This window comes from Candidatus Ozemobacteraceae bacterium, assembly GCA_035373905.1.
Taxonomy (GTDB): Bacteria; Muiribacteriota; Ozemobacteria; order Ozemobacterales; family Ozemobacteraceae; genus MWAR01.
Map to the genome: position 1 here is coordinate 96223 of DAOSOK010000010.1, position 26995 is coordinate 123217.

Genomic DNA, 26995 nt, shown 5'->3' on the forward strand with positions numbered 1-26995 from the left:
TCTCCTCACACTTCGATGTCGACGATCTTCATGATGATCATCATGCCGATGATTTCCCAGATGATGCCGAAGACAAGCAGGAACCAGCCTCTGTACCAGCCCTGTTTGAACGTGAACAGTTTCGTCATGAAGCCGGGATTCACGATGTAAATCATGAGCCCCATGCCGACGGGGAGCGCACCGACGATGAAGCCGGAGACCTTGGCCTGCGCGGTTTTCGTCTGGATGTCGCCCTTGATTTTCTGGCGCTGCCTGATCGTTGCCCCGATTTTGTCGAGAATTTCGGCGAGGTTGCCGCCGACCTGGCGCTGAATGAGCACGACGGTCGTGACGAGATCCCAGTCTTCGTTCTCGACGCGCATGTTCAGTCCGCGAAGGGCGTCTTCGAGGTTCAGACCGAGGCTGTTTTCTTTCAGGACCCGCCTCAACTCGATGGACATCGGGGGCGGAGCCTCGCGGGCGACCATTTCCATCGCCTGCAGAAGCGAATAGCCCGCTTTCAGGCCGTTCGCGATCATGATCAGCGCGTCCTGGATCTGGTTCCCGAACGCGGCGGAGCGCTGGGATTTCATGATCGTGACCCAGAGATTGGGCACGAAAAATCCGATGACGCCCAATCCAAGCCCCATAATGGGATTTTGCGTGATGAGCGTTCCGAAAATCGCCGGTATGATCGTGGCGAGAAAGACGACCGAGACGAATTCGTTGGCTTTCAGCGGAACGCCGGCTTTTGCGAGCTTATCGGCGATTCGAGCCGCCATGCCTTTCGGCGTGAGCACGAAGCCGACGTTCCCGAGGAGTTTTTTTATGCCCTGCTCATCCCCGCGGGTTTCTTTGACCCAATCGTCTTCCCCGTCTTCCGAGCCTCTGTCACGCTTTTCATCATCTTCGTCGGGAGGGGTGTACTGCTTGGCAATCATCTCGGATTCGACGAGATACTGCTCCATACGCGCGCGAACGTCTTCCCCGGGGGCCGAACCGAACAGGGAAAACAGCAGGAGGGTAAACAGCAACGCCGTAAAACCGGCTACAACGATGAAAATCAGTTGCACGCCGTCACCATCCTTTGGCGGAGTCGGTGAAGATGTTCGGCGGCAGATGGATTCCAGCTTCTTCGAATTTGGTTGCGAATTTCGGTCTGATGCCGGTTGCCTTCAGGCGGCCGATGATCTTCCCTTTTTCATCGACACCTGACTGCTCGAACCGGAAGATGTCCTGCATGACGATCTTGTCGCCTTCCATGCCCTGGATCTCGGTCAGATACGTGATCTTGCGCGAACCGTCCTTGAGACGGGACTGCTGGATGATCAGGTGAACGGCCGAGGCGATCTGCTCGCGGATGGCGCGAACCGGAAGATCCATGCCGGCCATCAGAACCATCGTTTCGAGACGGGCGAGCATGTCGCGAGGCGTGTTTGCGTGTCCCGTGGTCAGAGAGCCGTCGTGGCCGGTGTTCATGGCCTGGAGCATGTCGAGGGCTTCGCCGCCGCGGCATTCGCCGACGATGACCCGCTCGGGGCGCATGCGAAGCGTGTTCTTGATGAGCTCGCGCATCGGAACGGCGCCCTTTCCTTCGATATTTGCCGGACGCGTTTCGAGACGCACGACATGCGGTTGGCGCAGCTGGAGTTCGGCCGCGTCTTCGCACGTGATGATGCGCTCGTCTTCCGGAATGAAGGAACTCAGGATGTTCAGCGTGGTCGTCTTTCCGGAGCCCGTGCCGCCCGAAACGACGCAGTTGAGGCGAACCTTGATGCAGGCCTCGAGAAACTTCGCCATGTCGTCCGTCAGTGTGCCGAAACGCACCAGATCGGCGATTCCGAGGGCTTCCTTCTTGAACTTTCGAATCGTGATCGTCGGCCCGTTCAGCGCGAGAGGCGGAATGATCGCGTTCACGCGGGAGCCGTCGGGAAGACGCGCGTCGACGTACGGAACCGATTCGTCGATGCGGCGGCCGATCGGCGCGACGATGCGTTCGATGATGCGCATGACGTGATCGTTGTCCTTGAACTTGATCTCGGAAAGGGTCAGCTTCCCTTTCTTTTCGAAGTAAATCTGGTAGGGGCCATTGACCATGACTTCGGAAATGTCGTCATCGTCGAGCAGCTTCTGGATCGGGCCGAACCCGATCATGTCGTCCAGCAGAACCTGCGTCATCGACTCCATTTCACGGGGCGAGAGAGAGATGTTCAGCTTGCTCCCTTCCTCGGTCGTGACCTGGGTGATGCGGTCGCGGAGCATGCCGCGCTTCTTTTCCTGGTTCGTCTCGGTCATGATCGCCTGGGGCATGTCGTCGATCAGCCGCGTGTGAACCTTTTCCTTGAGCCTCTCAAAACCGGTGATTTCGCGGGTTACCGCAGATTCGAGGATGCCGGATTTTTCTACGGACTTCTTTTCCTCATTCAGACGAGAAAGTAAACCACCCATCAGACGTTACCTCCCTTGATTCAAGACCCGAAGTAGGATGTTTTTGAACTTGTCGATGACACTCTCCTGCTCTTCCGCGGGAGCCTCTCTCTCCACGCCGGCGATCGTCATGGCCATGTCTTTTATGGTTTTGGCCAACGGAGTGTCAGGGGATTTTACCACAAAAGGTTCACCTTGGTTAAGTGCCTGCTGCGCCGTCGCCATATCCATCGGAACGGTCGAGAAAAGCGGGATGGCGAGACCCGCCTCGATATCCTTGCATCCGATGCCGGCGTGCGGGAAATCCTTGTTGAGGACCAGCTTGATCTTGTTCGTGTCGAACTTGATGTCGGAAAAGGTTTTCAGACACAATTTCGTGTTCTTCAGCGAGCTGATCTCGAGAGTCGCCACGAGCAGCACGAGATCCGTGCGATCGAGGATGGCCAGTTCGAGGTCGCCGATGTGCGGTGCGGTGTCGAAAATGATGAACTGGTAGTTCTCCGATACGTGATCGAGAATCTGCTTGATGTGCTGGGCCTTGATCGACTCGGCGTATGCCGGCTCGATGGGCGCCAGGAGCAGTTCGAGACCGCTCGGGTGGCGAACCGTGTTCTTCTCGATGTCTTCGGGCGAGACCTCATCCTTGTTGTCCTGGATGATGCCGTAGATGTTTCGGTTGCATTTCTGGTTCAGCGTGATCGCGACGTCGCCGAACTGAAGCGACGTGTCGATCAGGAGCGTATGCTTGCCCAGTCTGGCCAGGCTTACCGCGAGGTTCGTCGCCAGCGTGGTCTTGCCGACGCCGCCCTTCGTTGAGAAGAACGTCAGGACCTGCGCCTTTTGCTCTTCTACAAGCGCATCGGGGGTGTCCTTCACCCACTGATTGAAGACGTTCAGGATCGCTTCCGACAACTCGCTTCCGGAAAAGGGCTTCGTGAGGAAGTCTTTCGCGCCGGCTTTCATCGCCCGGCGGAAATACTCCTGCTCGCTCTGGATCGACATGATGATGACCTGGATGTTCGGCCGCTCCTTGGTGAGCGTTTCCGTGGCCTTGAGGCCATCCAGTTTCGGCATGTTGATGTCCATCAGGACGACGTGCGGCGACAACTCTCGTATCAACTTGAGGGCTTCGTCGCCGTCACCGGCTTCGCCGACGACGCGTACATTGTCAAGGGTGCTCAGCATGCGGCGCACGTTCGAGCGGAGCTCGATCATGTCGTCGGCTATGAACACCTTGATGCGTTGCGCCATTCATTTCTCCCGGGCGGAGGGTGTCTCCTTGTTTAAGTCAAGAAACATATCACAGGAGGTCTCACCCGGACAACGGAAATGCGAGATATTTGAAAAATTCCCGCGAATATCCGTTCGTACCGTCGACGGCCGGTCACCAGCGCAGGGGGAGTTCCACGAACGTCGCGAGCAGGGCACCCAGGAAAATATCTATCCCGAGATAGAACCTGAATCCGGTCTGTCCGGCCGTGTTGTGAATCGTTTTGTCGCGGAACGCCCCGCTCTGAATGCTCGCCAGCAGCATGGGCAACGCATCCTTCCCGAAGTTCAGCCTCTGGATGATGATTGCATGCGGGATCCCGAGAATGCAGGAATACAGAAACGTGCCGATGACGAACTTCGTTCCGGCCAGCGCCGCGAGCCCGCCGAGGAGTTTCACGTCCCCCATGCCGATGACGCCGATCATGGCCGGCCCCATATACAGCGCGATGCCGACGAGAGTCGCGAGAAAACTGTATCCGAGGCCGGACCAGCCATACCACCAGGCGTTTGCCAGCCAGCCGGCCAGAATCATGGGAAAGGTCAGCCAGTTGTAGATCTTGCCCCGACGCATGTCGGTGATCATGCCGGCGGCGGCGCCCGCGAGTGCGATCAGGCGCATCCAGAGATCCGGAGGCTGGGGAATGGCGAACTCGAACAAGGCTGTTTTCTCCTGAATGCTGCCTGAATACTAGCACGGTCTTCGCCTGCGTAAAACCATTTTCGGTTGATGACCATGGCACGTGGAAAACGAAGCATGCCGTCCGCGTGTGCCGGACGGCATGGTGGAGGGCAAGGTAAAACGATTCAGGTCGTGACGTAGCCGAGAACGGTGGCTCGGATGTTTTTCAGGAAATCCTGGCTTGCCTTGATGTCCGCTTCGGGCTCGCCTTCGCGGTGCAGAAACACGACACCGCCCGCCTGCTCGGCGAGAATGCCGGCGTCCGGATATTCGAGAAGAGCCGGGGTGTCGATGAGGACCAGCTCGACCCTTCGCTTGAGGGTGTCCAGCAGTTCGATCATCGAAACCGAGCCCAGAAGTTCGACCGGGTGCGGCGGGATCGGGCCGGCCGTGATCAGGCCGAGGTTCTTGAGCATCGTCGGCTTGACGATGTTTGCCGACGACTGGCCGCAGAGGGCCGTGCTCAGCCCGGTGTGGTTGTCGGTGTCGAAGATGCGGTGAAGGACGGGCCGCCGGAAGTTCGCGTCGATCAGGACAACCGAGTAGTTCGCCTGGGCGAACAGAATGGCGAGATTCGCCGTCAGCGTGCTTCGCCCCATTCCCGAGCGGGAAGAGCAGACCTGGATGATGCGGGTGGCGTTGTCGGCGAGTGCGATCTGGAGGTTCGACACGAGGGTTCGATACGGCTCGAGCCGCCTCGAATCCGGCTCGTTGAGAACGATCAGCCGCTCGTCGTAGCTGGCGTGATGGACCGAGTCGGGCACCGGCAGCGCGAGACGCGTCGACGAGAGCGGAGACATCTGGAGAAGGTGAGTGGACGGCCTGGCCTCGTAGCCGGGGGCTGAGACGAAGACCGGGGTGGGCGCGCCCACGAACTCCGCCTTCATCGGAACCGGCGTGTAGAGCAGAAAAACGGCGAGAAGCGTTCCGCCCAGCATTGCCGCGAGTTCGCGCTGGAGCAGGGAAAGACCGATCGGTTTCGGTGCATCGATGTCCTTGCGGAGAACCTGGATCCGTCCGACCGCGGTCGACTGCTTGATCTGCAGCTCTTCAAGCCGCATCGTGACGTCGGCGTAGAGCGTTTCGAGTGACCTGATGCGGGAGGTGCTGGCCGACGAGGCGAGGACGGGAGCGCGGCCGCCGAAGGGGTTCGCCAGTGTCGGCTCCGGCGGCGTGCGGTTGGCTTCGAACCAACGCTTTTTCAACTCTTCCAGCTTGGCGGTGTTTGCCTCGATTTCCTGCTGGAGGGTGTCATACTCGGGGTTCGGTTCTTTTCTGTCACGCTGCGAAGCGAGTTTGCGCTGACGGGCCTGGAGTTCGGAGATGAACTCGTTCGCCGCAACCACCTTGGGGTGCTTCTCGCGATAGGTTTCGAGCAGGCGCGCAAGTTCCGCGCGAGCCTCCGCGAGCGTGTCGCGCACTTCCGCCAAAGCGTTGTCGGTGCGTGACGACGGGACGACGCGAATGCGGGGAAGGGTCTGCAGGCGCTTTCTGTCCTCCTGCAGTTTCGTGCCGACGCGCTGGATCTCCTCGTCGAGGGCGAGCGCCTCGTTTTCGAACAGGGGCGACGGCAGCGCATCCGCCGTGCCTCGGCGCGCTTCCTCGAGTTTCTCTTTGAGCACGTTCTTCTTTTTTTCGAGCATCTCGATCTCGAACAGGTTCGTCTCGTTCGAATACCCGAGGAACCGCTCGGAAAGCATCTTGATGACGGCATCGCCGAGCGCGGGCAGTTCCGCCGGATTCGGGTCGCGAACGGTGAGTTTCACGAGCCCCTGGCCGGCGTCTTCCAGCGTGAAGGGCGCGTAGCGCGGCTCCGACTTTCCGAGATCGAGACCACAGGTCTGCAGGACTTCTCCGATCACGTCCTTCTGAGACAGGATGCCGTTCATCGCCGCGGCCGGGCTGTCGCCGGGACGCAGCTCGCTCGTCATGACTCTGAGAAGGGATTTGCTCTCGTAAACGGTCGGGAAGACGCGGCTGACGAGCGCCGTGACGAGTAGCGTCGCGGCCACGATCATGACGGCCGCTCCCCGATGTCGGTCGAGGCTGCGGAGGATGCCTTCGAACAGGTTCTCCTGCGCCATTGTTTTGCCTCCTAAGCACGAATCCTGCCCCGGCACGTCGCGCATACCGGAGTCTCAGGAAACATCGGCAAATCCGACCGCAAATCGAAGGGGCACGGTCGAAAACCGTGCCCCCGAACGTGATGGCGTTGGATCAGCGCTTCGTGAACTCGTTTATCGCGGATGCGACATACTCGACCGCTCCGTCTGGAAGCTCCGAATACACGGGAAGCGCGAGGGTGTGCTGTGCTGCCGCTTCCGAGTTGGGGAAGTCGCCGTGTTTGTAGCCGAGCGATTTGAAGCACTCCTGCTCGTGGAGGCTGAGCGGGTAATACACGGCGCAGCCGATTTCTTTCTCGGTGAGGAACTGCTTCAGCTCGTCGCGTCGCTCGACGCTGATGACATACTGATTGTAGATATGGTAGCGGCCCGGCTTGGCGACCGGGGTGCGGACGGTCTTGTTGCCGGCGAGCAGTTCGTTATAGCGGGCGGCATTCTTTCTTCGGCCTTCGGTCCAGGCGGCAAGGTGAGGCAGCTTGACCGAGATGACGGCTGCCTGAAGGGCGTCGAGACGGCCGTTGATGCCGACTTCCAGGTGGTGATACTGGCGCTCGCCGCCGTGCACGCGCAGCTTCTTGACATGCTGGTACAGCTGCTCGTCGTTGGTCGTGACAAGGCCGCCGTCGCCGAAACAGCCGAGATTCTTGCTCGGGAAGAAGCTGAAACAGCCGAAATCCCCGATGGTTCCCGCCTGCTTGTCATTGAAGCTGGAGCCGATCGACTGGCAGGCGTCCTCGATGACCGGCAGCTTGTGCTGGCGGGCGACGCTCATGATCGCGTCCATGTCGGCGCACTGGCCGAACAGGTGAACCGGGAGAATCGCCTTCGTGCGCGGCGTGATGGCGGCGGCGATCTTCGACGCATCGATGTTGTACGTGTCGGGCTCGATGTCGACGAAGACGGCCCGGGCTCCGACGCGGGCGATCGCACCGGCGGTCGCGAAAAAGCTGTACGGCGTCGTGATGACTTCATCGCCGGTGCCGATGCCCAGCGCCATGAGTGACAGCAGAAGCGCATCGGTGCCTGATGAGACGCCGACGGCGTATTTCGCGCCGGTGTAGGCGGCGAGCTCCTGCTCCATCTTTTCCACGCGGGGGCCGAGGATGAATCCCTGGCTTTCCATGATGGACAGCACTTCGGGAACGACCTTGTCCTTGATCTGGGCGTATTGAGGCTTGAGATCCAACAGCGGGACCTTCATTGACGTGTTTCTCCTCCGGCTTCTGCGCGGTGAATTCGAATCGAGAACAGCGCGTGAAAACTATCACATGACGGGGATCGCGTCAATGCCGCTTTGCGCGATTCCCGGAAAAAAATCAGTATCCCCCGTCGTCGCCGGCAGTGCGCGACGATGGGTTTTGTGGTATAATCGCCGGGTGAAATTCGTTGATGAACTCGTAATTGAAGTTGAATCCGGAAAAGGCGGCGACGGCATGATTGCCTTCCGCCGCGAAAAGTTCGTTCCCTTCGGCGGCCCTTCGGGCGGCGACGGCGGACGGGGCGGGGACGTCGTCATGGTTGCCACGCGCGACCTGAACACGCTGTATGAGTTGAGCTACCAGCGGATCTATCGCGCCAGGCCCGGCGAAAAGGGCGGCCCCAAAGACATGATCGGTTCCGATGCCCTCGACGAGACGATCCGGGTTCCCGTCGGAACGCTTGTGTACGATGCCGAAACCGGCGAACTGCTTGCTGATCTCGCGAGCGCCGGCGCCCGCTTCGTCGCGGCGCGTGGCGGCCGCGGCGGCAAAGGCAACGCCCGATTTGCAAGTTCGGTCAGGCGCGCCCCGCGCATTGCCGAAAAAGGCGAACCCGGCGAAAAGAAACACCTCCGTCTCGAACTGAAACTGCTCGCCGACGTCGGTCTGGTCGGTCTTCCCAATGCGGGAAAGTCGACCCTGCTGCGCGCGATCAGCAACGCGAGGCCCAAAGTTGCGGATTACCCCTTCACCACGCTTGTTCCGCACCTCGGAATCGTCAAGCCCGACGGCCTGCCGGCGTTCTGCGTCGCCGACCTGCCCGGGCTGATCGAAGGCGCCCACATGGGTGCGGGCCTCGGCATCCAGTTCCTGAAACACATCGAACGGACCCGGCTGCTGGTGCATCTCGTCGATCTCTCCGAGATCGACCCGGATGAGCCGCTCGCTACCTTTGACGTGATCATGCGCGAACTTGGCGAGTTCGATTCGACGCTGCTCGAACGACCGATGCTGGTCGTGGGCAACAAAATGGATCTTCCCGAGGCGCGCGATGCCTGGAAAAAGTTCGAGAAAGCCCTGAAAAAGCGCAAGCTCCCGGCGTTCCCCCTTTCAGGCGCGACGAAGGAAGGCACCAAGGAACTGGCCGAGCGGATCTGTGCCGAACTCGCGAACCTGCCGGTCCAGGAGACGATGGCCCCCGCCGTCGGCGAAAAGGTGTTTGCCTACCTGCCCCCGTTCCAGGTCGAAGAGGTCGAGAAGGGCTACTGGGTGGTGAAGGGCGCCGAGATCGAACGTCTCGTCGCGATGACCGATTTCACCAGCGACGAAGGGGTTGCCCGCTTCCGCAAGAAAATCCAGAAAATGGGACTCACGGACGAACTGGCTCGCATCGATGCGGACAAAGAAGACACCGTCGCCATCGGGGAAATGGAGTTCGCCCTCAGGGAGTTCTTTTCATGAAGATCGGCCTCTTCGGGGGCAGCTTCAATCCGGTTCATCGTCACCACGTGAGGATCGCCGAGGCGGCGCGCGACGCATGCGGCCTCGACGAGGTCTGGTTCGTTCCCGTTCACCGGCCCGTTCACAAGGAAGATCGCGATCTTCTGCCGTACGAGGCGAGACGTTCCCTGGTGGAAACGGCCATCCGCGGCCGGCACGGCCTCCGGATCTGCGACGTCGAGCGCGATCTGGGAGGCCTGTCCTATACCATCCGGACCGTGCGCGCCCTGCGGGAACGCCATGCCGGATACGAGTTCATGCTGGTGATCGGGGCGGACTCTCTTCGTGATCTGCCGGGCTGGAAGTCCGCTGAAGAGTTGGTCGGCGAGATCGGTTTGGCCGTCGTCGTCCGACCGGGAGTCGGCGCCGATCTGCCTCTTCCGAACGGACGGAGCGGTTGGGTTCCCCTCGACCCCGACCCCGCTTCGTCGAGATCCGTCAGGAACGAGATCGCCCGGGGGCGCCTGACGCGCCTCCCGGTGCCGCCTGCCGTCATGGCCCAGATCGTGGAACGGGGGTATTATGGCTGCTGGAATGGCCCTCATGGTATATGGCATGATATAATATCTGCCCGGGCCGCCGCGCTTCCGGCGGGATTGCGGACGCATGTCGAGAGCGTCGCCCGCCTTGCCGCGGAATACGCCTGCGAGTTCGGTCTCGACGCGAGACTCGGACTGCTCGCAGGGCTGGCGCACGACCTGTTTCGCGGGGCCGGGCCGTCCGAGATTTATGCGACGGTTGAGCGCGGCGGTATCCGCCTCGGAGCGCTCGAAAAGAAGGTTCCGATGCTGGCGCACGGGGCCGCGGCGGCGGCGTTCCTCGAAACGCTCGATCCCCCTCCGCCGCCGGCGCTCTGCCGGGCTGTCCGATGGCACACGTTCCCCAGGCCGGCTCATGCGCCCCTGACGCGGGCCCTCGTCATGGCCGACGCCCTCGACCCCTCACGGGGTGAACCGGAGCGCGACCGCATCCGTACCTCGGACCTGCCGATCGAGCAACGCTGGAGGAGCGTCGTGGCGCTCAAGCGCGTATGCGCCGACCGCGAAGAACGCCGCAGGAGTCATCTCGAGCCGGCTCTCGCCGTAGGGTGCGCATGGAACCTGGAATGACGCCGCCGACGCAGGAGCTTGCTCCGGTTCCCGAGGGGGAGGCGGAGGGGCGGCCGCTTCCCGAGCATCGGGGCGGAAGGCGCATCTGGACCGTTCTCGAAATATTGTTCATTCTATTGAATGTGCTCTTTTTCGCCGGCTGGATGCAGAGATGGTTCTTCATTCGCGTGCCGACGGGAGAGATCGCCGAGCGCGCCGGAGTGTCGGGCGGAGAAAGCATCTCCGAACCGGCCGGGATTTCTCGGTTGTCGCGCATGAACATCCTGTGTCTCGGCATCGATTCGGTCGAAGGAACGCACCGGACCGACACGATCCTGGTGGTCGGCATCGACCCCCACGACCGGCGTGTGACGGTCCTTTCCGTCCCCCGCGATACCCGGGCGCTCATCAACGGAACGGCACACAAGATCAACGAGATGTATGCCCGCCATGGCGAACTCGCCCTCCGCGGCATGATCGAAGAACTGCTCGACATCACGATCGACCGGTACGTCATGGTCGATTTCGCCGGGTTCACCAACACCATCGACCTGCTTGGGGGCATCGACCTGTTGATCGAGCAGTCCATGCACTACGACGACAACTGGGGAAATGTCCACATTCATTTCAACCCGGGCCAGACGCACCTCAACGGGAAGAAAGCCCTCGAATACGTGCGGTTCCGGGCCGACGCGGCCGCCGACCTCGGCCGCATCAAGCGCCAGCAGCGCTTCATCAGCGCCGTGCTCGAAAAGCTCAAAAGCCCATCCATCGTCGTGAGGCTTCCGCAGCTGATCCAGGAGGCCTACGGACATATCAGCACCGACTTGCGCATCGCCGAGATGCTCGACTTGGCGCTCGCCCTCAAGGACGGTCCGATCTCGATCCAGACGATGTCCCTGCCGGGAGACGCCCGGTATATCGACAAGATCAGCTACTATCTTCCGTTCAAGGAAGAGGCGGTCGCGATCGGCGCCAGGCACTTCGCGACCCTTTCCCTGCTCGATCTGGAGGCGCCCTTCGCGACGCGGGGAGTTGCGAGCCAGGCTGCGCCGGTGACGACGGCCTCCGCACCGCCCCCGCCGGAACAGACCGCATCCCAACCCCGCTGAGAAACACGATGAAGACGTCGCTGTTCGATTTCGAACTCCCCTCCGAACTGATCGCCCAGACCCCCGCCCCCGAACGGACGGCTTCGCGGCTTCTCGTCTACGATCGTTCCGCGGAGACCGTCGACCATCTGTCGTTCCGAGACATTCTCAACCTTATTCCGCCGGGGGACCTGCTCGTCGTGAACCGGTCCCGCGTCATTCCGGCCAGGCTGTTCACCTGCCCCCCCCCGGGAACGAAGCCCGCCGAGATCCTCCTCGTGCGCGACCTTGGCGACGGGCGGTGCGAGGCGATGGTCCGGCCCGGGCGGCGATTCAAGGTCGGCGCCTGTCATGCGGTTCCCGGCGGCGTCACGATGACCGTCGAAGACGTTCTGGAATCGGGACTGCGTGTGCTCCGGGCCGGCCACTGCCGGGACGTCGTCGCCGTCTTTCGCGAGCACGGCGAAATGCCCCTTCCGCCCTATATCACGTCGAGGGACAGCGCCCCAGAACGCTATCAGACGGTGTTCGCGACCGAGGAAGGCTCGATCGCCGCGCCGACCGCCGGGCTTCACTTCGACGCCAGGTTGATGGACGATCTTCGCGCCCGCGGCGTGCTGATCGGGGAGACCGTCCTCCACGTGGGCCTCGGCACCTTCAAACCCGTCGAGGCGGACGACACGGATCAGCACGTTATGCATAGTGAGAGATATTATATAAGCCCCGGGCTTTCGGAGCTGCACGCGTCGGTCCGTGCGTCCGGCGGCTCCGTCTGGGCGTGCGGAACCACCTCGGTCAGGTCCCTGGAATCCGCGATGGGCGATGACGGGCGCTTGCGCACGGGGCCGCAGGAAACGGCGTGCTTCATCACGCCCGGCTATACCTTCAAGGCGGTTGATCACCTGATCACGAACTTTCATCTGCCGCGCTCGAGCCTCATCATGCTTGTCGCGGCCTTCTGCGGGCGCGAGCGCATTCTCGACCTCTACCGGGACGCTATCGCCCGGCGCTACCGGTTCTTCAGTTTCGGCGATGCGATGGCAATCATCTAAGGCGGATCAGACACCATGAGCGAGCGATTTTTCGAATTTTCGATCGAATCCGAGTCATCCGAATGCTGGGGGAGGGTGGGGCGCATCAGGACGCGCCGGGGGGACATTCCGACTCCGGTGTTCATGCCCGTCGGAACATGCGGTTCCGTGAAAACCCTTTCCCCGGAAGAAGTTTGCACGGCGGGCGCGACGATCATTCTCGGCAACACCTACCATCTCTGGCTCCGCCCCGGCACCGAGATCTTGGACCATTTCGGCGGCCTTCACCGGTTCATGAAGTGGGACAGGCCCATGCTGACGGACTCGGGCGGCTTCCAGGTGTTCTCGCTGAAAAAGCTGAACAAGATCACCGACGAAGGTGTGCATTTCTCGTCGCACCTCGATGGCGCGAAGCTGTGGCTGACGCCCGAGGAGTCGATGCGGATCCAGCGTTCGATCGGGGCCGAGATCATGATGGTGTTCGACGAGTGCTGCCCCTGGCCGGCCGACGAGGCGCTCGCGCGCGAGGCGATGGAACGCTCGGCGCGATGGGCGAAGCGGTGCCGCACCGATCATCCCGAAGGGCGCGACGGCCAGGCCCTGTTCGGCATCGTTCAGGGCTCGACCTTCCTGAATCTCCGAAAAGAGTCGATCGAACGGACCGCCGAGATCGGTTTCGACGGTCTTGCCGTGGGAGGCCTGTCGGTGGGAGAGCCCAAGCCGCTGATGATCGACACGCTCGACGGGATGATGCCGCACATGCCGAAATATCTGCCTCGCTATCTTATGGGCGTCGGCAGCCCCGAAGACCTGTTGTTCGGCGTCGAACGCGGGATCGACATGTTCGACTGTGTCATGCCGACCCGCATCGCCCGCCACGGGGCTGTGTTCACCCCGACGGGGCGCATCGACCTGACCGGCCTCGCCTGGCGAAAATCCGACGAGCCGATCGACGCGGAATGCGCGTGCCAGGCTTGTAGGACCTTTTCCCGCGGCTACCTGCGCCATCTCTTCAAGGCGAAGGAGATTCTCGCCCTCCGAATGGCGAGTTTGCACAATATCACGTTCATGATTACCCTTATGGGGAAGATTCGCGCGGCTCTCGCGAACGGGACGTTCCAGCAGCTCAAAAGCGAGTTTTTCGCAAAATACATGGCCAGGGAGGAAAAACGATGACCAGCCAGCCGACCGAAAAGGAAAAAATCAAGGAGGCGATGGATCGCTTCAAGTCCGGGGACCTCGACATCGCCGAAGACCTGTTCCGGGACTTCCTCAAGGAACACCCGACGAGCGATCTTGCGGATAATGCATGCTATAATATCGCCAAGATCTATATGCGCCGCGACCACCCGGTCAAGGCGCTCGAATGGCTGGACTACCTCCTGGTCCATTATCCGGAGAGCGATGCCGCCTACTTCGCCGAGGACGAAAAGACCGAACTCCTGCGGCAGATGGGCCAGATCACCGGCGAAACCGCCGACGAGTGCTACTTTCGCGGCAAATCGGCGTTGAAAGAGAAGAAGATGGACGACGCCGAAAGGATCTTTCTCGAAATGATCGAGAAGTTTCCCGACAGCGATCTCGCCGACAACGCGCATTACAACCTCGCCCTCATCGCTAAACAGGCCGGTCGCATGGACCAGGTGCGCCGCCACGTCGATATCATCAAGACCCGCTACCCCGACAGCGACGCCGCGATGTATGCCGACGATCTCCTCGCGGAAAGTTGAAGAAAGAAAGACGCTCAAAAACGAATCCCGCGGGGCTTTCCCCGCGGGATTCGTTTTTGAGCGCGATTGTTATTTTTGCAGTTGGAGTTCGGAGGTATAGACGGAATTGCCGTCTTCGGGCACCTTGAGTTTGGTGAGCTCGCCCTTGATATACCCGCGGTTCATGTTGACCGCGAGGATGTCAAGCTCGTAGCCGGTGATGACGCCGCTGAAGTAGGCTTCTGCGAGGTAATTGCTGCCGACGACGTCGACGTAGGGAACGATATCCTTGCCGCCCTGCTTGATGTAGACGCGAACGACATCCCCGTTTTCGAGCGTCGAGGGCTCGTTCTGCCCGGACGGCGCCGAGCCGCGCACGACGATGCGGACGTCGCGGGTGATCGGCTGGACGTTGTTGAAGTCGATGTCGATGCCGCCGATGGTGCCGCCGGGCCGCTGGCTGGGCAGGCTCACCGACGGGTTGATCGTGATCGTGTCGTAGCCGCGGATTTTCATCTTGACCGCAACGCTTCCGGCGGTGACGGGAACGTTCGAAAGAGAGTAGACGACGGTTCCCTGGAAGGTCGTGCCGCCGGTGCCCGCGGTCGCGGTGGCGACGACCCGACCGGCCGACTCGGCCCATATGACGCCGGTGAAGTTCGTGCTCGCGTCGAGGATATACCCGGGAACGTTCCGCAAGGTTCCGGAAACTTCCACCGTGAGCGGGTTCATCTGGATGACTCCCGCGTCGTAGGGGACTTTCGTGATCAGGAGCGGCTGCGAGAGGAAGGGCGCGTAGTTGTCGCAGGTGATCTTGTAGGTGCGGTTGCCGCCTTCGAGACCGGTCCAGCCGGCATCCTTGAAGTCCTGGGCCGTGTCGAACGTCTTGCTCCGGGCGGGATCGATCTGCGACACCGTGAATTTCTGGAGAGGCTTTCCGGTGATGGCGTCGACCGGATACCCTTTCAGGGTTCCGCGCACGGCGGTGTTTTCCTTGACCATGAAGAACGTCGGCGCCTGAACGGTTTCCCCGTTTGTCACCTGGACATGGAGCAGGTTAACCGCACCGCTGGCCGAATAGTTGGACTTCGAAAAGGCGAGGTCCCAGGGCGCGGAATCCGGATTCATGTTGGGGAGAGCGTATTTTCCGTCTCCGCCGGTGTTGGCTGTCCTGGTGCCGTATTTCGTGTTGGTTGCGCGGACGAGGACATCCGCAATGGGGGTGTTCGTCGAATCCTCGAGAACATACCCGACAACCGTCCCTGACTGAACGCCCAGGGAGCCTTTCTCGCAACCGGTGATGACCAGGCTCGAGAGAGCCAGCGCCATCAGCAGGAGCCACCGTGTTCTGGCCGGTTTTAACTCGCTTCCCATGTGTGCCTCCGTTATTCGCCCCACCGCGGAGCAGAATGAAAGTTATCCGGTGAAGTTATCGGCGTTTTCCGTCGAACACTTAAACCTTTTCTTCAATCCGCAATTTCCGAACTGTGTTGCGGACAGCACAAGAGTTCCCGACAACGAATCAGAGCGCATATTGAAGACTATTCCACCACTGAGGGTTATTGAATCCTGCATATCAAAAACCAGCTTCGTGTCTCCGCTCGTGCTGTGCTTGTCGAAGCACGAACAGCCACTTGTCGATGGTTCCTCATTTCGTCCTTCGACATGCTCATGGCGAACGGTTGGTTCTCATTCTCCAGGGCTCAATAGAGATTCATTGCGCTCCTTCATGCCGTAGGGGCAGGTTTGAAAATCGCCCGTGTGGCCCGGACTGATGGCGCGACGCGCCCTGAACGCATCCTGCAAATTCTGAAAAAAAATTGGCAGATGATTCAGACAATGATTGGCGTCGGGGGGTAAAGAAATGGGCGAGTTGCGCCGATACAGATTCAAACCCATCGGCAAACTGCATCGATCCGGGAGGCCGTATCATGATTCCTGCAAAAAGAATCCCCTCTGGCATGGGGATCCTCATTGCCTTTTTCCTGCTTATCATCTCCTTGGTAGGCTGTGAGAAGGGAACACTCGGTCTCAAGGGAGGGAGCGTGTCCGGCTTCGTCGTCGACAGCCGCACCCTCGCTGGAGTCAGCGGCGTCAGCGTCACAGGGATAACCGGCGCCGAGAAGGATAAAGTGACGAAATTCACCTACACCGACTCCAGAGGCGCCTATGTCTTCACCGACCTCCGCGCCGGCGAATGGAAACTTTCCTTCGACAAGGCCGGATACGACCCCATCGCGCAGGATGCCTCGGCGGCCGTGAGCGTCGTCGTGGTGAATGACGAGAACAGGGCCGTGCCTGACGTGAGAATGGTTCAATTGTATACGAATCAGTATATCAATGTGAAGGGGACCCTGAAGGATGCGCGGAACGGGACGCTGATCTCCATCGGAAACAGCCAGTTCACGTTCGGCACCCAGGTGTTCAACAACCGCATGCCGAGCGACTTCCAGATCGGGTTCGCCGTCGCGGCGCAGGCCGGCGGAATCGACGTGACAATCAAGGTGACGAATTACGAGACCTACACCACGACCATCACCGGCACGACCGACGTCGATCTGGGGGTCATCCTCCTCCAGCCCCAGACCTACAAAATCGTCGGCGTCTGGAAGGACGTTCCAGGGTGGGTGTTCACCAACGCCCCCGATGCGAACATCATCGCCTACTCGGGAAACCGCGTCGTGGCGACGGCGACGGGAAAACTGAACGCGCAGTCCTTCGAAATCGGCGGCATTCCGATGGGCACCACCGTTTCTCTCGAAGCGGAAATCAAGGGCTACCGGATGAACGGAGCCGTTCCCGTCGTGCCGAACAGTGATTTCCAGGGGGTCATCTACCAGACCCTCTCGCTGAAGACGAACTTCTCCCCGATCCTTCGCGACGTCCGGGTCGTCGTGATCGGAGCGAACATCAACAACGGCGAGCGCATCGGCGCCTACTGCCAGGAGACCGGCACCGTCTGGGCGACGACGACGGTCACCAACTCGGGCCTGCTCACGACGACGCCGAAGGTCGTCGACCTGGGAACGAACCAGGTGCCAACGGGTTACACCCTGACGTTCAAGGGATACAACGTCGATGACGGCACGTTCGGAACCGAATCGCCGATGATCAATGATGACGGTGTCGATCCTCAGATCGTCACCATCCAGGTGAACTGATGGAGGATCATAAAGCTATGTCTGATACGGCCATGAATGACAACAGGAGGTCGGGATTCATGAATGTTCGCGTATGGGGAGGCTGGCTGCTGGCCGCTCTCGGCATCACGGTCCTCATGACGATGGGATGCGAGAAGGGCGCCCTCGGCGTCCGGTCCAGCAACCTGACCGGATTGATCGTCGACAGCGCCTCGTCGGCCCCCATTGAAGGCGTGCGCGTCAGGATCGTGTCCGAAGCGGCGGTCAGCACGAACGCTCAGGCGGCTCTCGGCCAGAACTTCGTTTCCGTCACCGGTGCCAACGGGCGGTTCATGTTTACGAATCTCACGCCTGACAAGTTCAAGATCGAAGCCACCAAGGTCGGTTACGAGGACTTGCAGTATCCTTCAGCCTCCTCGACCGTAACTTCCGTATACGTCCAGAACGCTGAAACGGTCGATATCGGTGCGATCAAGATGAACGCCGTCGGCAGTCCGTTGCCTCAGTATATTTCCGTTCGTCTGAATCTTCGCGACAGCAAGTCGATGGAACTCCTGGATGGAAATGAGCTGGTGACGATCACCTTCGACAACCAGACGTTCACCTACACGGTTACCGAATGGAAAAACGGCCAGACAGCCGGAGGACAAGCGATTCAACTTCCGGCAAAAGGCGGAGTCTATGCCGTTTCAATCAGCCCGAATCCCGATCTCTACAAAACGACCAACACGACTCTGTCTGGGACGGCCAATATTCTCACGGACATCATGCTGGAAGCCAATTCATACAACCTCATCGTGCGCTGTGTGAACGTTCCGGATTATATCGTAGGCGGTATCATGAATATCTACGCCGAACAGGCCGGAACGAATCCCCCGAAGATTCTCGCCACGCATACGATCAGCGACCTTGGCAACCTGACGAGCCCGCAGTTGCCCAACGTGGTCAAGGTCCCTGGGGTGGCCTTCCCGATCAATCTCCGCGTCAACGTTCGGGGATATCTGGATGAAGTCATTGCGATCGATACGATCGCCCAAGGCGAACAGGGAAATATCCGAATCGATGTTGATTTCCTTGCGAACAATGACACCCTTGCGCCGGCGCTCGATGCTGCCAACCCCGTTGTTGGCATCCTCGACAACCGTGTCACCCGTGGTGTCACCATCCGTGTTGCGGGTCCAGATCTGATCAACAACGACACCGTCATCGGCAATCTGTGGCATACCAACGTTCCGGTCAACTACGTTGGCGGTGGTGTCTGCGATCTCGATTATGCGGCTGTCCCCGTTGGTTATAAACAGCCCTGGACCGTCTCGATCTATCCCGATTCAAAAGGACCGGCGGCGGCTTCCGGCAGTTACTCGATCAACGGGGATGCGATGATCAATCCTGAAGAGGATGCCGGAAATATCATTCTCCTCATCGGGGCAGTTGCGAAACGGCCCTGAGAACGCGATCGATAGAAAAATCCCCCGGACGATCGTCCGGGGGTTTTTTCTATCGATCGAACGAGGTTATTTCCAGAATGTCGTTCCCCGATCGTAGGTGTGACCGAGATGTTGCGCTATGCTTGCCGCTATATCCCAAAGGCCGTGGCGGATGCCGAGGTCGGCGCCGGGGCGACCCTTCTGGTAGGCGAGCAGGAAGGGATACTCGCGGGTGTGGTCGCTTCCCTTGAAGGTCGGGTCGCAGCCGTGGTCGGAGGTGAGGATCAGGAGGTCTTTCTCGTCGAGCTTCGCCATGAAGCCGGCCAGCCAGGCGTCGAATTCCTCGAGGGCCTTCCTGTAGCCGGCCACGTCGCGGCGGTGGCCGTAGATCATGTCGGTGTCGACGAGGTTCACGAAGATGAGGCCCTCTTTCACCTTGTCGAGCGACTCCATCGTTTTCTTCATGCCGTCGGCGTTGCTTTCGGTCGTGACGTATGGATCGACACCGCGGCCGGCGAAGATGTCATAGATCTTGCCGATACCGTAGGTCGTCACGCCCTTCTTCTTCAGCACGTCGAGCAGGGTGTCGACCGACGGCTCGAGACTGAAATCGTGCCGGTGCGCCGTGCGCTTGTAGGCACCCGACGTGCCTATGAACGGCCGGGCGATGACGCGCGCGGCGCCCAGGTCGGGCGGCTGGAGCAGCTCTCGGGCCTTGCGGCAGATGGCATACAACTCTTCCAGCGGGACCACTTCCTCGTGGGCGGCGATCTGGAACACCGAGTCGGCCGACGTGTAGACGATCAGCTTGCCGGTTTTGACATGCTCGTCGCCGAGCTGCATGATGATCTCGGTGCCGGAAGCCGGGTAATTTCCGATCGTGCCGCGACCGACGGTTTTTTCAAACGTCTCGATGAAGGATTTGGGAAACCCTTTCGGGAAAACCGGGAAGGCAAAATCGAGCTTCGCGCCCATCATTTCCCAGTGGCCCGTCGTCGTGTCCTTGCCCGGCGACAGTTCGTGCAGCTTTCCGAACGAGCCGAGAGGCTGCTTCGCCGGGGGAACGCCGACGATCGGCGTGATGTTGCCCAGGCCCAGCTTCGCCATGGTCGGCACATTCAGCCCGCCCGACACCTTCGCGATGTTCGGAATCGTCGCCGACCCCTCATCGCCATACTGCGCCGCATCAGGCATCGCCCCGATGCCCGCGCTGTCAACCACGATACATATTGCTCGCATTCTTACTCTCCTTGGGTCATGCCGCTTTCGTCTTTTTTACCGGAAGCGCATGGGAAATATTCAGTAACCCGTCGATCGAAAGGTCTTCATCGACGAGTGGCCAGTGGATACCATAACCTGACGGGGAAATTTCTAATGCATTTCTTTGCTCGGTTGTCGCTTCAGATAGTTTTGAAGAAATCTCATTGAGTTTGAATTCATACGGTTTTCCATCGATTTCGATCAGCATGGTTTCGTTCGTGAAGCGAACATAGTGAATTACGTGAAGCATCATAAAAAATGATACCACAATTCATGGGATTGCTTCGCAGCAACGCGGAGTGCGTTCCGGGCGCATCGCGATGCGCCCCAACATGCCTATTGAGTCCTGCATATCAAAAACCAGCTTCGTGTCTCCGTTCGTGCTGAGCTTGTCGAAGCACGAACAGCCACTTGCCGATGATTCCTCATTTCGCCCTTCGACAGGCTCAGGGCGAACGGGTGGTTTTCATTCTGCAGGAATCAATAATGTCCAAGCCCCAAGTCGTAGGGGCGGATCGTGATCCGCCCGCATCCGGAGAAACTCATACGCTTACCCTGCAGAAAATCATTGTCAGCAATACCTGATCAGAGTGGGAAATTGAAAAACGTCATCCCTTCTGCGGTTGCGTGCCCAGAGATTCGAGGCGGGTGATCTTGGCGACGCGGGCGGCGTGGCGGCCGGGGGCTGGCTGGGTGGCGATCCAGAGGTCGACGATCTGCTTCATCAGGCCTGTGCCGATCACCATGCTGCCCAGGGTGAGCAGGTTTGCGTGGTTGTGCTCGCGGCTGTTGCGGGCGGTGTAGAGATCGTTGCAGCAGGCGGCCCGGACGCCGGGGACCTTGTTCGCGGCCATGCACGAGCCGATGCCGGCCCCGTCGATGACGATGCCGAGCGTGTGCGGGTTCATCGCGACCGCGTTGGCGACCAGCCAGGCGATGTCGGGATAATCGACCGGGTCGGTCGAGAAGGCGCCGACGTCCTCGACCGTGTGGCCGGCCGCCGTCAGGTGCTTCTTCAGCTCCTCCTTGTGCGAAAACCCGCCATGATCAGCCCCAATCACAATCCTCGGCATCTTTCGTCACTCCATCGGTCAATATCTGTGCGATCTGCGTCATCTGCGGATAACGCTGCGAATAAATCCCGAAAACCTCTGTATCTCTCTGTCTCCGGGGGGAAATCGTCCCTCAAATGAACTCGCGGAAGAGTTCGGGGCGGGGGCGCGGGATGACGACGCTGTAGACGACCTGGCCGCGCCCATCGAGGACGTTCAGACCCGCGGCGACGGCGGCCTCGACGGCGGCGACGTCGCCGGTCATCGTGTAGAACGCCTTCCCGCCGATCGCCATCGCGATGCGGATTTCGACGAGTTGCACGTCGGCGGCCTTCGCCGAGGCGTCGGCCGCCAGGATCGTCGAGACGACGTCGAACGTCTCGACGACGCCCAGCGCATCCGTCTCGGGAATCGGGTTGGTCGCCGTCATCGCCGGGTAGATCTGCGGATGCAGGTTCGGGATGACGAGGTCGTTCACGAGATACCCCTGGCCGACGCGGACGCCGGCGGCGACGCTCGCCTCGACGGCCGCCACGTCGCCCCAGACCATGACGATGAACTTGCCCGGGCAGATGGTGCGCGACAGGACGAGCTCGACGGATGCGGTCTTGAGCATGGCGTCGGTGGTCTGGTAGCCCATGGCGATGCTGGACAGTTCCACGAGGCCGATGGCGTTCTGCGAGATGTTCATGGCGGTGCTCTCAGTTCGGTTTCATGGGCGTCTTCAGGCCCGGGAGATGACGATCGAGGCGGAATCGACGCTTTCGATGCGGCCGCTGATCGATGCATGAAGCGGTGCGCCCAGTTTCTTGTCGGGAACGGCGCCGATGAGCTGGCCGAGCTTGACCATGTCGCCCGGGCGCACCAGGGGTTCGACGGGAACGCCGACATGCATTTTTAGCGGAAGCCGGACACGCTCGAAGCGCGTTCTGATTTCGGTCCAGGGCGATTTGTGGTCGTAATCGAGCAGCCCAAGCCGCTTGATCAGCCGCTCGATGCCCACGCGGCGCTGGCCACGCATCGGGTGCACCTGGGGCGCATCCTTCCAGTCGGTCGGCTTGATGCCGTGAGACAGGTGATGGCGCTTCGCCATCTGGCACATTTCGCGCGGCGGCAGGGCTTCTGGGCAGGAGAACAGCGAGCAGAGCCCGCACTCGCTGCAGAAGATCGCGTCGCGCGAATAATTCTGATCGTTGAACGGGGCGAGCTGGGCGGTCCTCATCGCCTTGTGGGGTCGGATGGGATACCCGAGAAGCGCACGGGGGCAGAGTTCCGAACAGTCGGTGCACTGGTCGCAGGCCGAGCGGGCAATCTGCTTGTTGTGGGCATCTGACGTCGCCATCCGTCGAATCAGGGGATGATCGCTGGGAAGCGCAATCAGACCGCCGGTGGTCTTCGTGACGACATCGGTCTGCGGGTCGCGCACGAGCCGCCCCATCATCGGGCCGCCGTCGATCACCGTCAGCCCTGCAAGGGATTTCAGGCCCGAGAGAGAAAGGGCCTCGAACACCGTGATGCCGACCGGCACTTCGACGGTCATCGGGTTGGGAACGGCGCCCGCGAGGCTCAGGATCTTCGTCGTGACCGGCCTGTTGCGGCCGAGGTTCAGCAGCGTCTCGACGTTGCTGACGACGCAGCCGACGTGCAGCGGAATGCCGCCGAACGGGATCAGTCGTCCGCTTGCTTCATATACCAGCTCATATTCATCGCCCGACGGATAGAAGTCGCCGAGGGGGAGCATCGAGATTCGCTTGTCGGGAATCGCCTTCTCGAGAGCTTCGAGCAGGTCGGCATACTTTCGCTTCATCGCGATATGCGCGTGCTTCGCCCCGGTGAGATCGATCGCGCGGATCAGTCCCTTGAAGAACTCGTCCGCCGCGTGTTTGAGGATTTCCTTGTCCTTGTGGAGGAGCGGCTCGCACTCGGCGGCGTTCACGATCAGATGATCGACGTTCTGCGCCGCGAGCTTCACATGCGTCGGAAACCCGGCGCCCCCGCAGCCCACCAACCCCAATTCGGCTATGGCAATTTCACCCATGTGTCGGCAAATCAAACGATTCTGAAGCTGTCGACGATGACGCAGCGGCGCTGGCGGGTGAAGGTGCGGGCGCTGGTCAGACCTTCGCCGGTGGGGGAGGCGATCGTGAAGGTGGTGAAGCCTTCGCCGCCCATTCCCAGGCCGGCGTAGCTCGGGCCGTTCTTCACGAAGATCGAGCAGTTGCACCGCACGGCCATGCGATGAAGGTTGTCGATGTTGCGGCTGTGCATCACGGCGGTATGGTTGTTGCCGTGTTCGACCTTGACGGCCAGGTCGATGGCGGCGTTCACGTCGCGCACGCGCACCAGCGGGATGACCGGCATCAGCAGCTCTTCGACGACGAAGGGGTGATCGGGGCCGGTTTCGCACAGCACCATGCGCACGTCGTCAGGCACGCGAACGCCGATCTGCTCGAGGATATACCCGGCGTTCTTGCCGACGAACTTGCGGTTCGGGCCGCCCGTCTTCGGGTCGAGCACCAGTTTCTCGAGCTGGATGATCTCGCGCGCCGACGCCTCGTAAGCCCCGCTGTTGCGCAGGTGACGCTTCAGTTCCTCGGCGACCGACTCGACGACGATGATCTCCTTCTCGGCGATGCAGAGCACGTTGTTGTCGAGTGTAGCGCCGGATATAATATCACGCGCCGCTTTTTTCAGGTCGGCCGTCTCGTCGACGACGGCGGGCGGGTTGCCCGGGCCGGCGGCGATGTATTTCTTGCCGCACTTGGCGGCGGCGGCGACGACGGCGGGGCCGCCGGTCACGACCAGCAGCCGGATCGACGGGTGGGTCATCAGGATCTGGGCGTTCTCGATGCTCGGCTTCGCGGCCATCGTCATCAGGTTGGCGGGCCCGCCTGCCTCGACGACGGCGTCGTTCAGCAGTTCGACGGTGAACCGGCTGATCTTCGCGGCGCCGGGGTGGGGGCCGAACACGACGGCGTTGCCGGCCGCGATCATGCCGATCGAGTTGCAGATGATCGTTTCGGACGGGTTGGTCGAGGGGGTGATGGCCCCGATGACGCCGTAGGGGGCCTGCTCGACGAGCGTCAGGCCGTCGTCGCCCGAATACGACACGGGCTGGAGATCTTCGAGACCGGGCGTCTTCGTAATGGCGAGGCGGTTCTTCTGGATCTTGTCGTCGACGCGGCCGTAGCCGGTGTCTTCGACGCCGATGCGCGCGAGCTCCTCGAGCTTCGCGAGACAGCGGGCGCGCATGTTGTCGATCATCTTCCTGCGCAACGCCACCGGAAGCTCGACGAGCTTCTTCTGCGCGTCGACGGCTGATTTGATAGCGTCTTCTATATTCTCGAAGATGCCTTTGCCCGAAGGCTCCGCCGACCGCGCGCCGGCGGTGGCGACCGTGCCGGACGCTTTCAGATTCCTGAGGACTTCCTGGACGATGACGCCCAGCTCATCACGAGAAATGGACATTCGTTCCCCCGTGCCGTGAGGCTTCCTGTCTGTCTGACCGACGAACCACACGATCCCCAGCCCCGTCGCGGAAAACGGCGCGAGGGGCCGGGAGATCGATCAAGAGGAGTCCGCCGGGGGGTCAGGTCGTGCGTTCGTGGTCCATCACGACCGAGTCGACGATGGCTGCAACAGCCGCGTCGACCGGGCAGTTCAGGGTGCGTTCGGTCAGGCGCGCCGAGCTGCCGCTGACCAGCAGCACGGTTTCGCCCGCTCCGGCGCTGACCGCGTCCACGGCGATGACGAAGTGGCCCGTCGGCTTGCGCTCGATCGTCAGTTCCTCGACGATCAGAAACTTCATGCCGTTGAGCCGCTCTTCCTTGCGCGTGCAGACAACGGTTCCGCAGACTCGACCGAGATTCATGACTCGACGACTTCCCCGGATTACTTCTTGGAGGTCTGGGTGTTGTCGCGGATCGGCATGACCTCATCGAGGTTGCCGTGCGGCCGCGGGATCACGTGGACGCAGATCAGCTCGCCGATCTTCTTGGCGGCTGCGGCGCCGGCATCGGTGGCGGCCTTGACGGCGGCGACATCACCGCGCACGAAGGCGGTCACATACCCGGAACCGATTTTTTCCCAGCCGACGAGCTTCACGTTGGCGGCTTTGACCATCGCGTCGGTGGCTTCGATAAGAGCGGTCAGACCTTTGGTTTCGATCATACCCAGAGCTTCCTGCATGACGTCCTCCTGAGATTTTGGCTTGTCAGAAATGTGTACTGCGTGTCGAAAACTCTCTGTGGCGGTCGCGATCAGCGAACGATCTCGACCATATCACCCGTTTTGAGGCCGGCGGCATTTCCCTCGTCGTTGTCGACGTGGAAATCGGCGGCGAACTTGTCGCTGACGCGCACCAGAACGTTCTGGAACGCGACGGCGCGCGGGCCCTGCGTTTTGACCGTGACCCGGTCCATGTCCTTCAGGCCCATCTTCTCGGCTTCTTTGGTGTGCAGATGCACGTGGCGATTGGCGACGATGACGCCTTCCTTCAGCACCACGTGGCCCTTCGGCCCGACGACGATGACGCCGGGGGTTCCCTTGGTGTCGCCCGAGTCGCGATACACGATCGGCACGCCGAGCGTGAAGCTGTCGGTGCCGGAAATCTCGATCTGCGTGGCCGGCCGGACCGGCCCGAGGATGCGGCACTTCTCGATGACGCCCTTGCGGCCGACAAGCATGACGCACTCTTCGGCGGCAAACTGGCCCGGCTGGGAGAGCTTTTTCATCTCCTTGAGCTGGTACCCGGCCCCGAACAGAGTCTCGAGGTCGGCCTGGGAAACATGGATGTGACGGCCGCTGACGCCGGCCGGAACGGTTCCGGGGCGGATGCGTTCCTGGAGATCGATGTGCTTGAGCACTTCGGCTACGATGGTCTTGACATTGGCTTCGTCGATCACGGCTAGTTCCTTTCCTGGGCAATCTTCTCGAGTTCGCAGCCCTTCATGACGAGGGCTCCGTCTTTCGGCAGCTCCGGTGCGGGGCGGCCCCGGCCATCCGTGAGCCGGAAGATCCGGTCGCCAATTATAGCACAACAATCCCGGGCGGCAAGGGGGGAGGGCACATAAAGCGAAAACTGCTTTCCGGCCACGGCGGCGCACAGTTGCGCGAACCGTTTCGGCTCGGCATACGCCGGCAGATCCGGGACGATCGCCCCCTCGCAGCCGAGATCGAGCGCCATAGCAAGCGATATTTCACCCGTGAAGGCGCCCTGTTTCTCCCAGTGGATGCTCGGCGCGACGAGCCTGCCGCGCAGCGACGGAAAAAGGTCGTTGAACGCCGGCATGAGGGGCTCGGCAACGACGAACAGCGGCGCGAGCGGGGACGACGCGAAGCCGTGCAAAAGCTCGCCGAAGCTCGCCAGGTGCCTGACGCTCCGGGCTTCGACAGGAATCAGAATGCGGCGGGAAGCGGCCGGCGTGAGCCTGATACCGAGCGCGGCCGCCGTTTCCCTGGCCCAGTCGGTCATCGGGGTGCTCTCGTCGAGCGTTTTGACGCCCTTCAGATGCAAGGCGCGGACGTCGTCGGCGGTCAGCAGGGAGGCGGCGGAAACCATCGGACCGGTGTTCCCCGCGCCGGGATCGGCATGCGTTGTACACAATTCGTGAAGCCGTTGGGGGATGGTCATGCCGATGCCGAGATCGGAAAGCTCCCTGGGTGGGCGCTCGATGCTGGCTGACAGCACGAAAACCGGCACCGATCGGGCCTGCGAGATGAGGGTCCAGAGAGCTTCGGCATCGGGAGAGTCGCGAAGGCCGAGGGACAGCCTGCGAAAGAGATCGGCCGGCGGTTCGTGGACCACGACGGCGGAAAAGCGCGAAAAGCCCAGGACGGCCAGCGATTCGAGCCTGGTCAGCACGAACTCTTCGGGCTGCAGGCCGAAGGGGGGAGCGATGAGGTCCGCGGTTTTGAGCGTTTCCGATGCGATGAGAAGGGGATGCGCCGTCATGATGGGGGTAAATATACCCACGTGCGACTTGGAAGGCAACACCCGGAACGAAAATTCCCTGCATC

General features: G+C 61.0%; 25 protein-coding genes. 8 read left to right on the forward strand and 17 right to left on the reverse strand.

Features of this window, described 5'->3' with window-relative positions:
* Positions 1-5: 5 nt before the first annotated feature.
* The 6 genes from PLU72_06820 to PLU72_06845 form a co-directional block, all read right to left on the reverse strand.
* Positions 6-1052, reverse strand: coding sequence for a type II secretion system F family protein (locus PLU72_06820; GenBank protein ID HOT27883.1), 1047 nt, complete (start codon positions 1050-1052; stop codon positions 6-8).
* A 4-nt stretch (positions 1053-1056) separates the two neighbouring features.
* A complete protein-coding gene (locus PLU72_06825) occupies positions 1057-2427 on the reverse strand; it encodes a CpaF family protein (protein HOT27884.1) in 1371 nt (456 codons plus the stop codon).
* A gap of 6 nt (positions 2428-2433) precedes the next feature.
* A complete protein-coding gene (locus tag PLU72_06830; protein ID HOT27885.1) occupies positions 2434-3657 on the reverse strand; it encodes a response regulator in 1224 nt (407 codons plus the stop codon).
* A gap of 133 nt (positions 3658-3790) precedes the next feature.
* On the reverse strand, positions 3791-4336 hold the full coding sequence (locus PLU72_06835) for an A24 family peptidase (GenBank protein HOT27886.1): 546 nt from the start codon (positions 4334-4336) through the stop codon (positions 3791-3793).
* A 146-nt stretch (positions 4337-4482) separates the two neighbouring features.
* On the reverse strand, positions 4483-6441 hold the full coding sequence (locus tag PLU72_06840) for a polysaccharide biosynthesis tyrosine autokinase (GenBank protein HOT27887.1): 1959 nt from the start codon (positions 6439-6441) through the stop codon (positions 4483-4485).
* A gap of 133 nt (positions 6442-6574) precedes the next feature.
* Positions 6575-7681 (reverse strand): DegT/DnrJ/EryC1/StrS family aminotransferase, encoded by a 1107-nt coding sequence (locus tag PLU72_06845; GenBank protein ID HOT27888.1) that lies wholly within the window; start codon positions 7679-7681, stop codon positions 6575-6577.
* A 175-nt stretch (positions 7682-7856) separates the two neighbouring features.
* Here PLU72_06845 and obgE point away from each other — a divergent pair, with 175 nt between their 5' ends.
* The 6 genes from obgE to PLU72_06875 are packed head-to-tail and all read left to right on the forward strand — an operon-like array spanning position 7857 to position 14119.
* A complete protein-coding gene (gene obgE / locus PLU72_06850) occupies positions 7857-9140 on the forward strand; it encodes a GTPase ObgE (protein ID HOT27889.1) in 1284 nt (427 codons plus the stop codon).
* Positions 9137-10288, forward strand: a complete 1152-nt coding sequence (nadD, locus tag PLU72_06855) for a nicotinate (nicotinamide) nucleotide adenylyltransferase (GenBank protein HOT27890.1) — start codon at positions 9137-9139, stop codon at positions 10286-10288. The genes obgE and nadD overlap by 4 nt, the downstream gene beginning before the upstream one ends.
* Positions 10273-11379, forward strand: coding sequence for an LCP family protein (locus PLU72_06860; GenBank protein ID HOT27891.1), 1107 nt, complete (start codon positions 10273-10275; stop codon positions 11377-11379). Before nadD ends, PLU72_06860 begins: the two co-directional genes overlap by 16 nt.
* An 8-nt stretch (positions 11380-11387) precedes the next feature.
* Entirely contained in the window at positions 11388-12410 is a 1023-nt protein-coding gene (gene queA / locus PLU72_06865) for a tRNA preQ1(34) S-adenosylmethionine ribosyltransferase-isomerase QueA (protein ID HOT27892.1), read from the forward strand.
* Between the two features lie 15 nt (positions 12411-12425).
* A complete protein-coding gene (gene tgt, locus PLU72_06870; GenBank protein HOT27893.1) occupies positions 12426-13565 on the forward strand; it encodes a tRNA guanosine(34) transglycosylase Tgt in 1140 nt (379 codons plus the stop codon).
* Complete coding sequence (locus PLU72_06875; GenBank protein ID HOT27894.1) at positions 13562-14119, forward strand: tetratricopeptide repeat protein; 558 nt, start codon at positions 13562-13564, stop codon at positions 14117-14119. The genes tgt and PLU72_06875 overlap by 4 nt, the downstream gene beginning before the upstream one ends.
* 69 nt (positions 14120-14188) lie before the next feature.
* Here PLU72_06875 and PLU72_06880 read toward each other — a convergent pair whose 3' ends face one another.
* On the reverse strand, positions 14189-15472 hold the full coding sequence (locus tag PLU72_06880; GenBank protein ID HOT27895.1) for a carboxypeptidase-like regulatory domain-containing protein: 1284 nt from the start codon (positions 15470-15472) through the stop codon (positions 14189-14191).
* 557 nt (positions 15473-16029) lie between these two features.
* Here PLU72_06880 and PLU72_06885 point away from each other — a divergent pair.
* Positions 16030-17259, forward strand: coding sequence for a carboxypeptidase-like regulatory domain-containing protein (locus tag PLU72_06885; GenBank protein ID HOT27896.1), 1230 nt, complete (start codon positions 16030-16032; stop codon positions 17257-17259).
* Positions 17260-17318: 59 nt separating this feature from the next.
* The gene (locus PLU72_06890; protein HOT27897.1) at positions 17319-18686 is read left to right on the forward strand and encodes a carboxypeptidase-like regulatory domain-containing protein; all 1368 of its coding nucleotides are present in this window, start codon (positions 17319-17321) and stop codon (positions 18684-18686) included.
* Between the two features lie 66 nt (positions 18687-18752).
* Here PLU72_06890 and PLU72_06895 read toward each other — a convergent pair whose 3' ends face one another.
* From PLU72_06895 to PLU72_06940, 10 genes are all read right to left on the reverse strand, one after another.
* Entirely contained in the window at positions 18753-19904 is a 1152-nt protein-coding gene (locus PLU72_06895) for a phosphopentomutase (GenBank protein HOT27898.1), read from the reverse strand.
* Between the two features lie 16 nt (positions 19905-19920).
* Positions 19921-20178, reverse strand: coding sequence for a DUF2442 domain-containing protein (locus PLU72_06900; protein HOT27899.1), 258 nt, complete (start codon positions 20176-20178; stop codon positions 19921-19923).
* A gap of 355 nt (positions 20179-20533) precedes the next feature.
* Entirely contained in the window at positions 20534-20998 is a 465-nt protein-coding gene (gene rpiB, locus PLU72_06905) for a ribose 5-phosphate isomerase B (GenBank protein ID HOT27900.1), read from the reverse strand.
* Between the two features lie 112 nt (positions 20999-21110).
* Complete coding sequence (locus PLU72_06910; protein HOT27901.1) at positions 21111-21668, reverse strand: BMC domain-containing protein; 558 nt, start codon at positions 21666-21668, stop codon at positions 21111-21113.
* A gap of 33 nt (positions 21669-21701) precedes the next feature.
* Positions 21702-23015, reverse strand: coding sequence for a 4Fe-4S dicluster domain-containing protein (locus tag PLU72_06915; GenBank protein ID HOT27902.1), 1314 nt, complete (start codon positions 23013-23015; stop codon positions 21702-21704).
* A gap of 11 nt (positions 23016-23026) precedes the next feature.
* A complete protein-coding gene (locus PLU72_06920; GenBank protein HOT27903.1) occupies positions 23027-24445 on the reverse strand; it encodes an aldehyde dehydrogenase EutE in 1419 nt (472 codons plus the stop codon).
* 121 nt (positions 24446-24566) lie between these two features.
* Entirely contained in the window at positions 24567-24848 is a 282-nt protein-coding gene (locus PLU72_06925) for a EutN/CcmL family microcompartment protein (protein HOT27904.1), read from the reverse strand.
* A gap of 20 nt (positions 24849-24868) precedes the next feature.
* Positions 24869-25147 carry an ethanolamine utilization microcompartment protein EutM gene (gene eutM / locus PLU72_06930; GenBank protein HOT27905.1) on the reverse strand — a complete coding sequence of 93 codons (279 nt, stop codon included), beginning with the start codon at positions 25145-25147 and terminating at the stop codon, positions 24869-24871.
* Between the two features lie 89 nt (positions 25148-25236).
* Positions 25237-25812, reverse strand: coding sequence for a phosphate propanoyltransferase (locus tag PLU72_06935; GenBank protein HOT27906.1), 576 nt, complete (start codon positions 25810-25812; stop codon positions 25237-25239).
* 71 nt (positions 25813-25883) lie between these two features.
* The gene (locus PLU72_06940) at positions 25884-26972 is read right to left on the reverse strand and encodes a triose-phosphate isomerase (GenBank protein ID HOT27907.1); all 1089 of its coding nucleotides are present in this window, start codon (positions 26970-26972) and stop codon (positions 25884-25886) included.
* Positions 26973-26995: the final 23 nt, after the last annotated feature.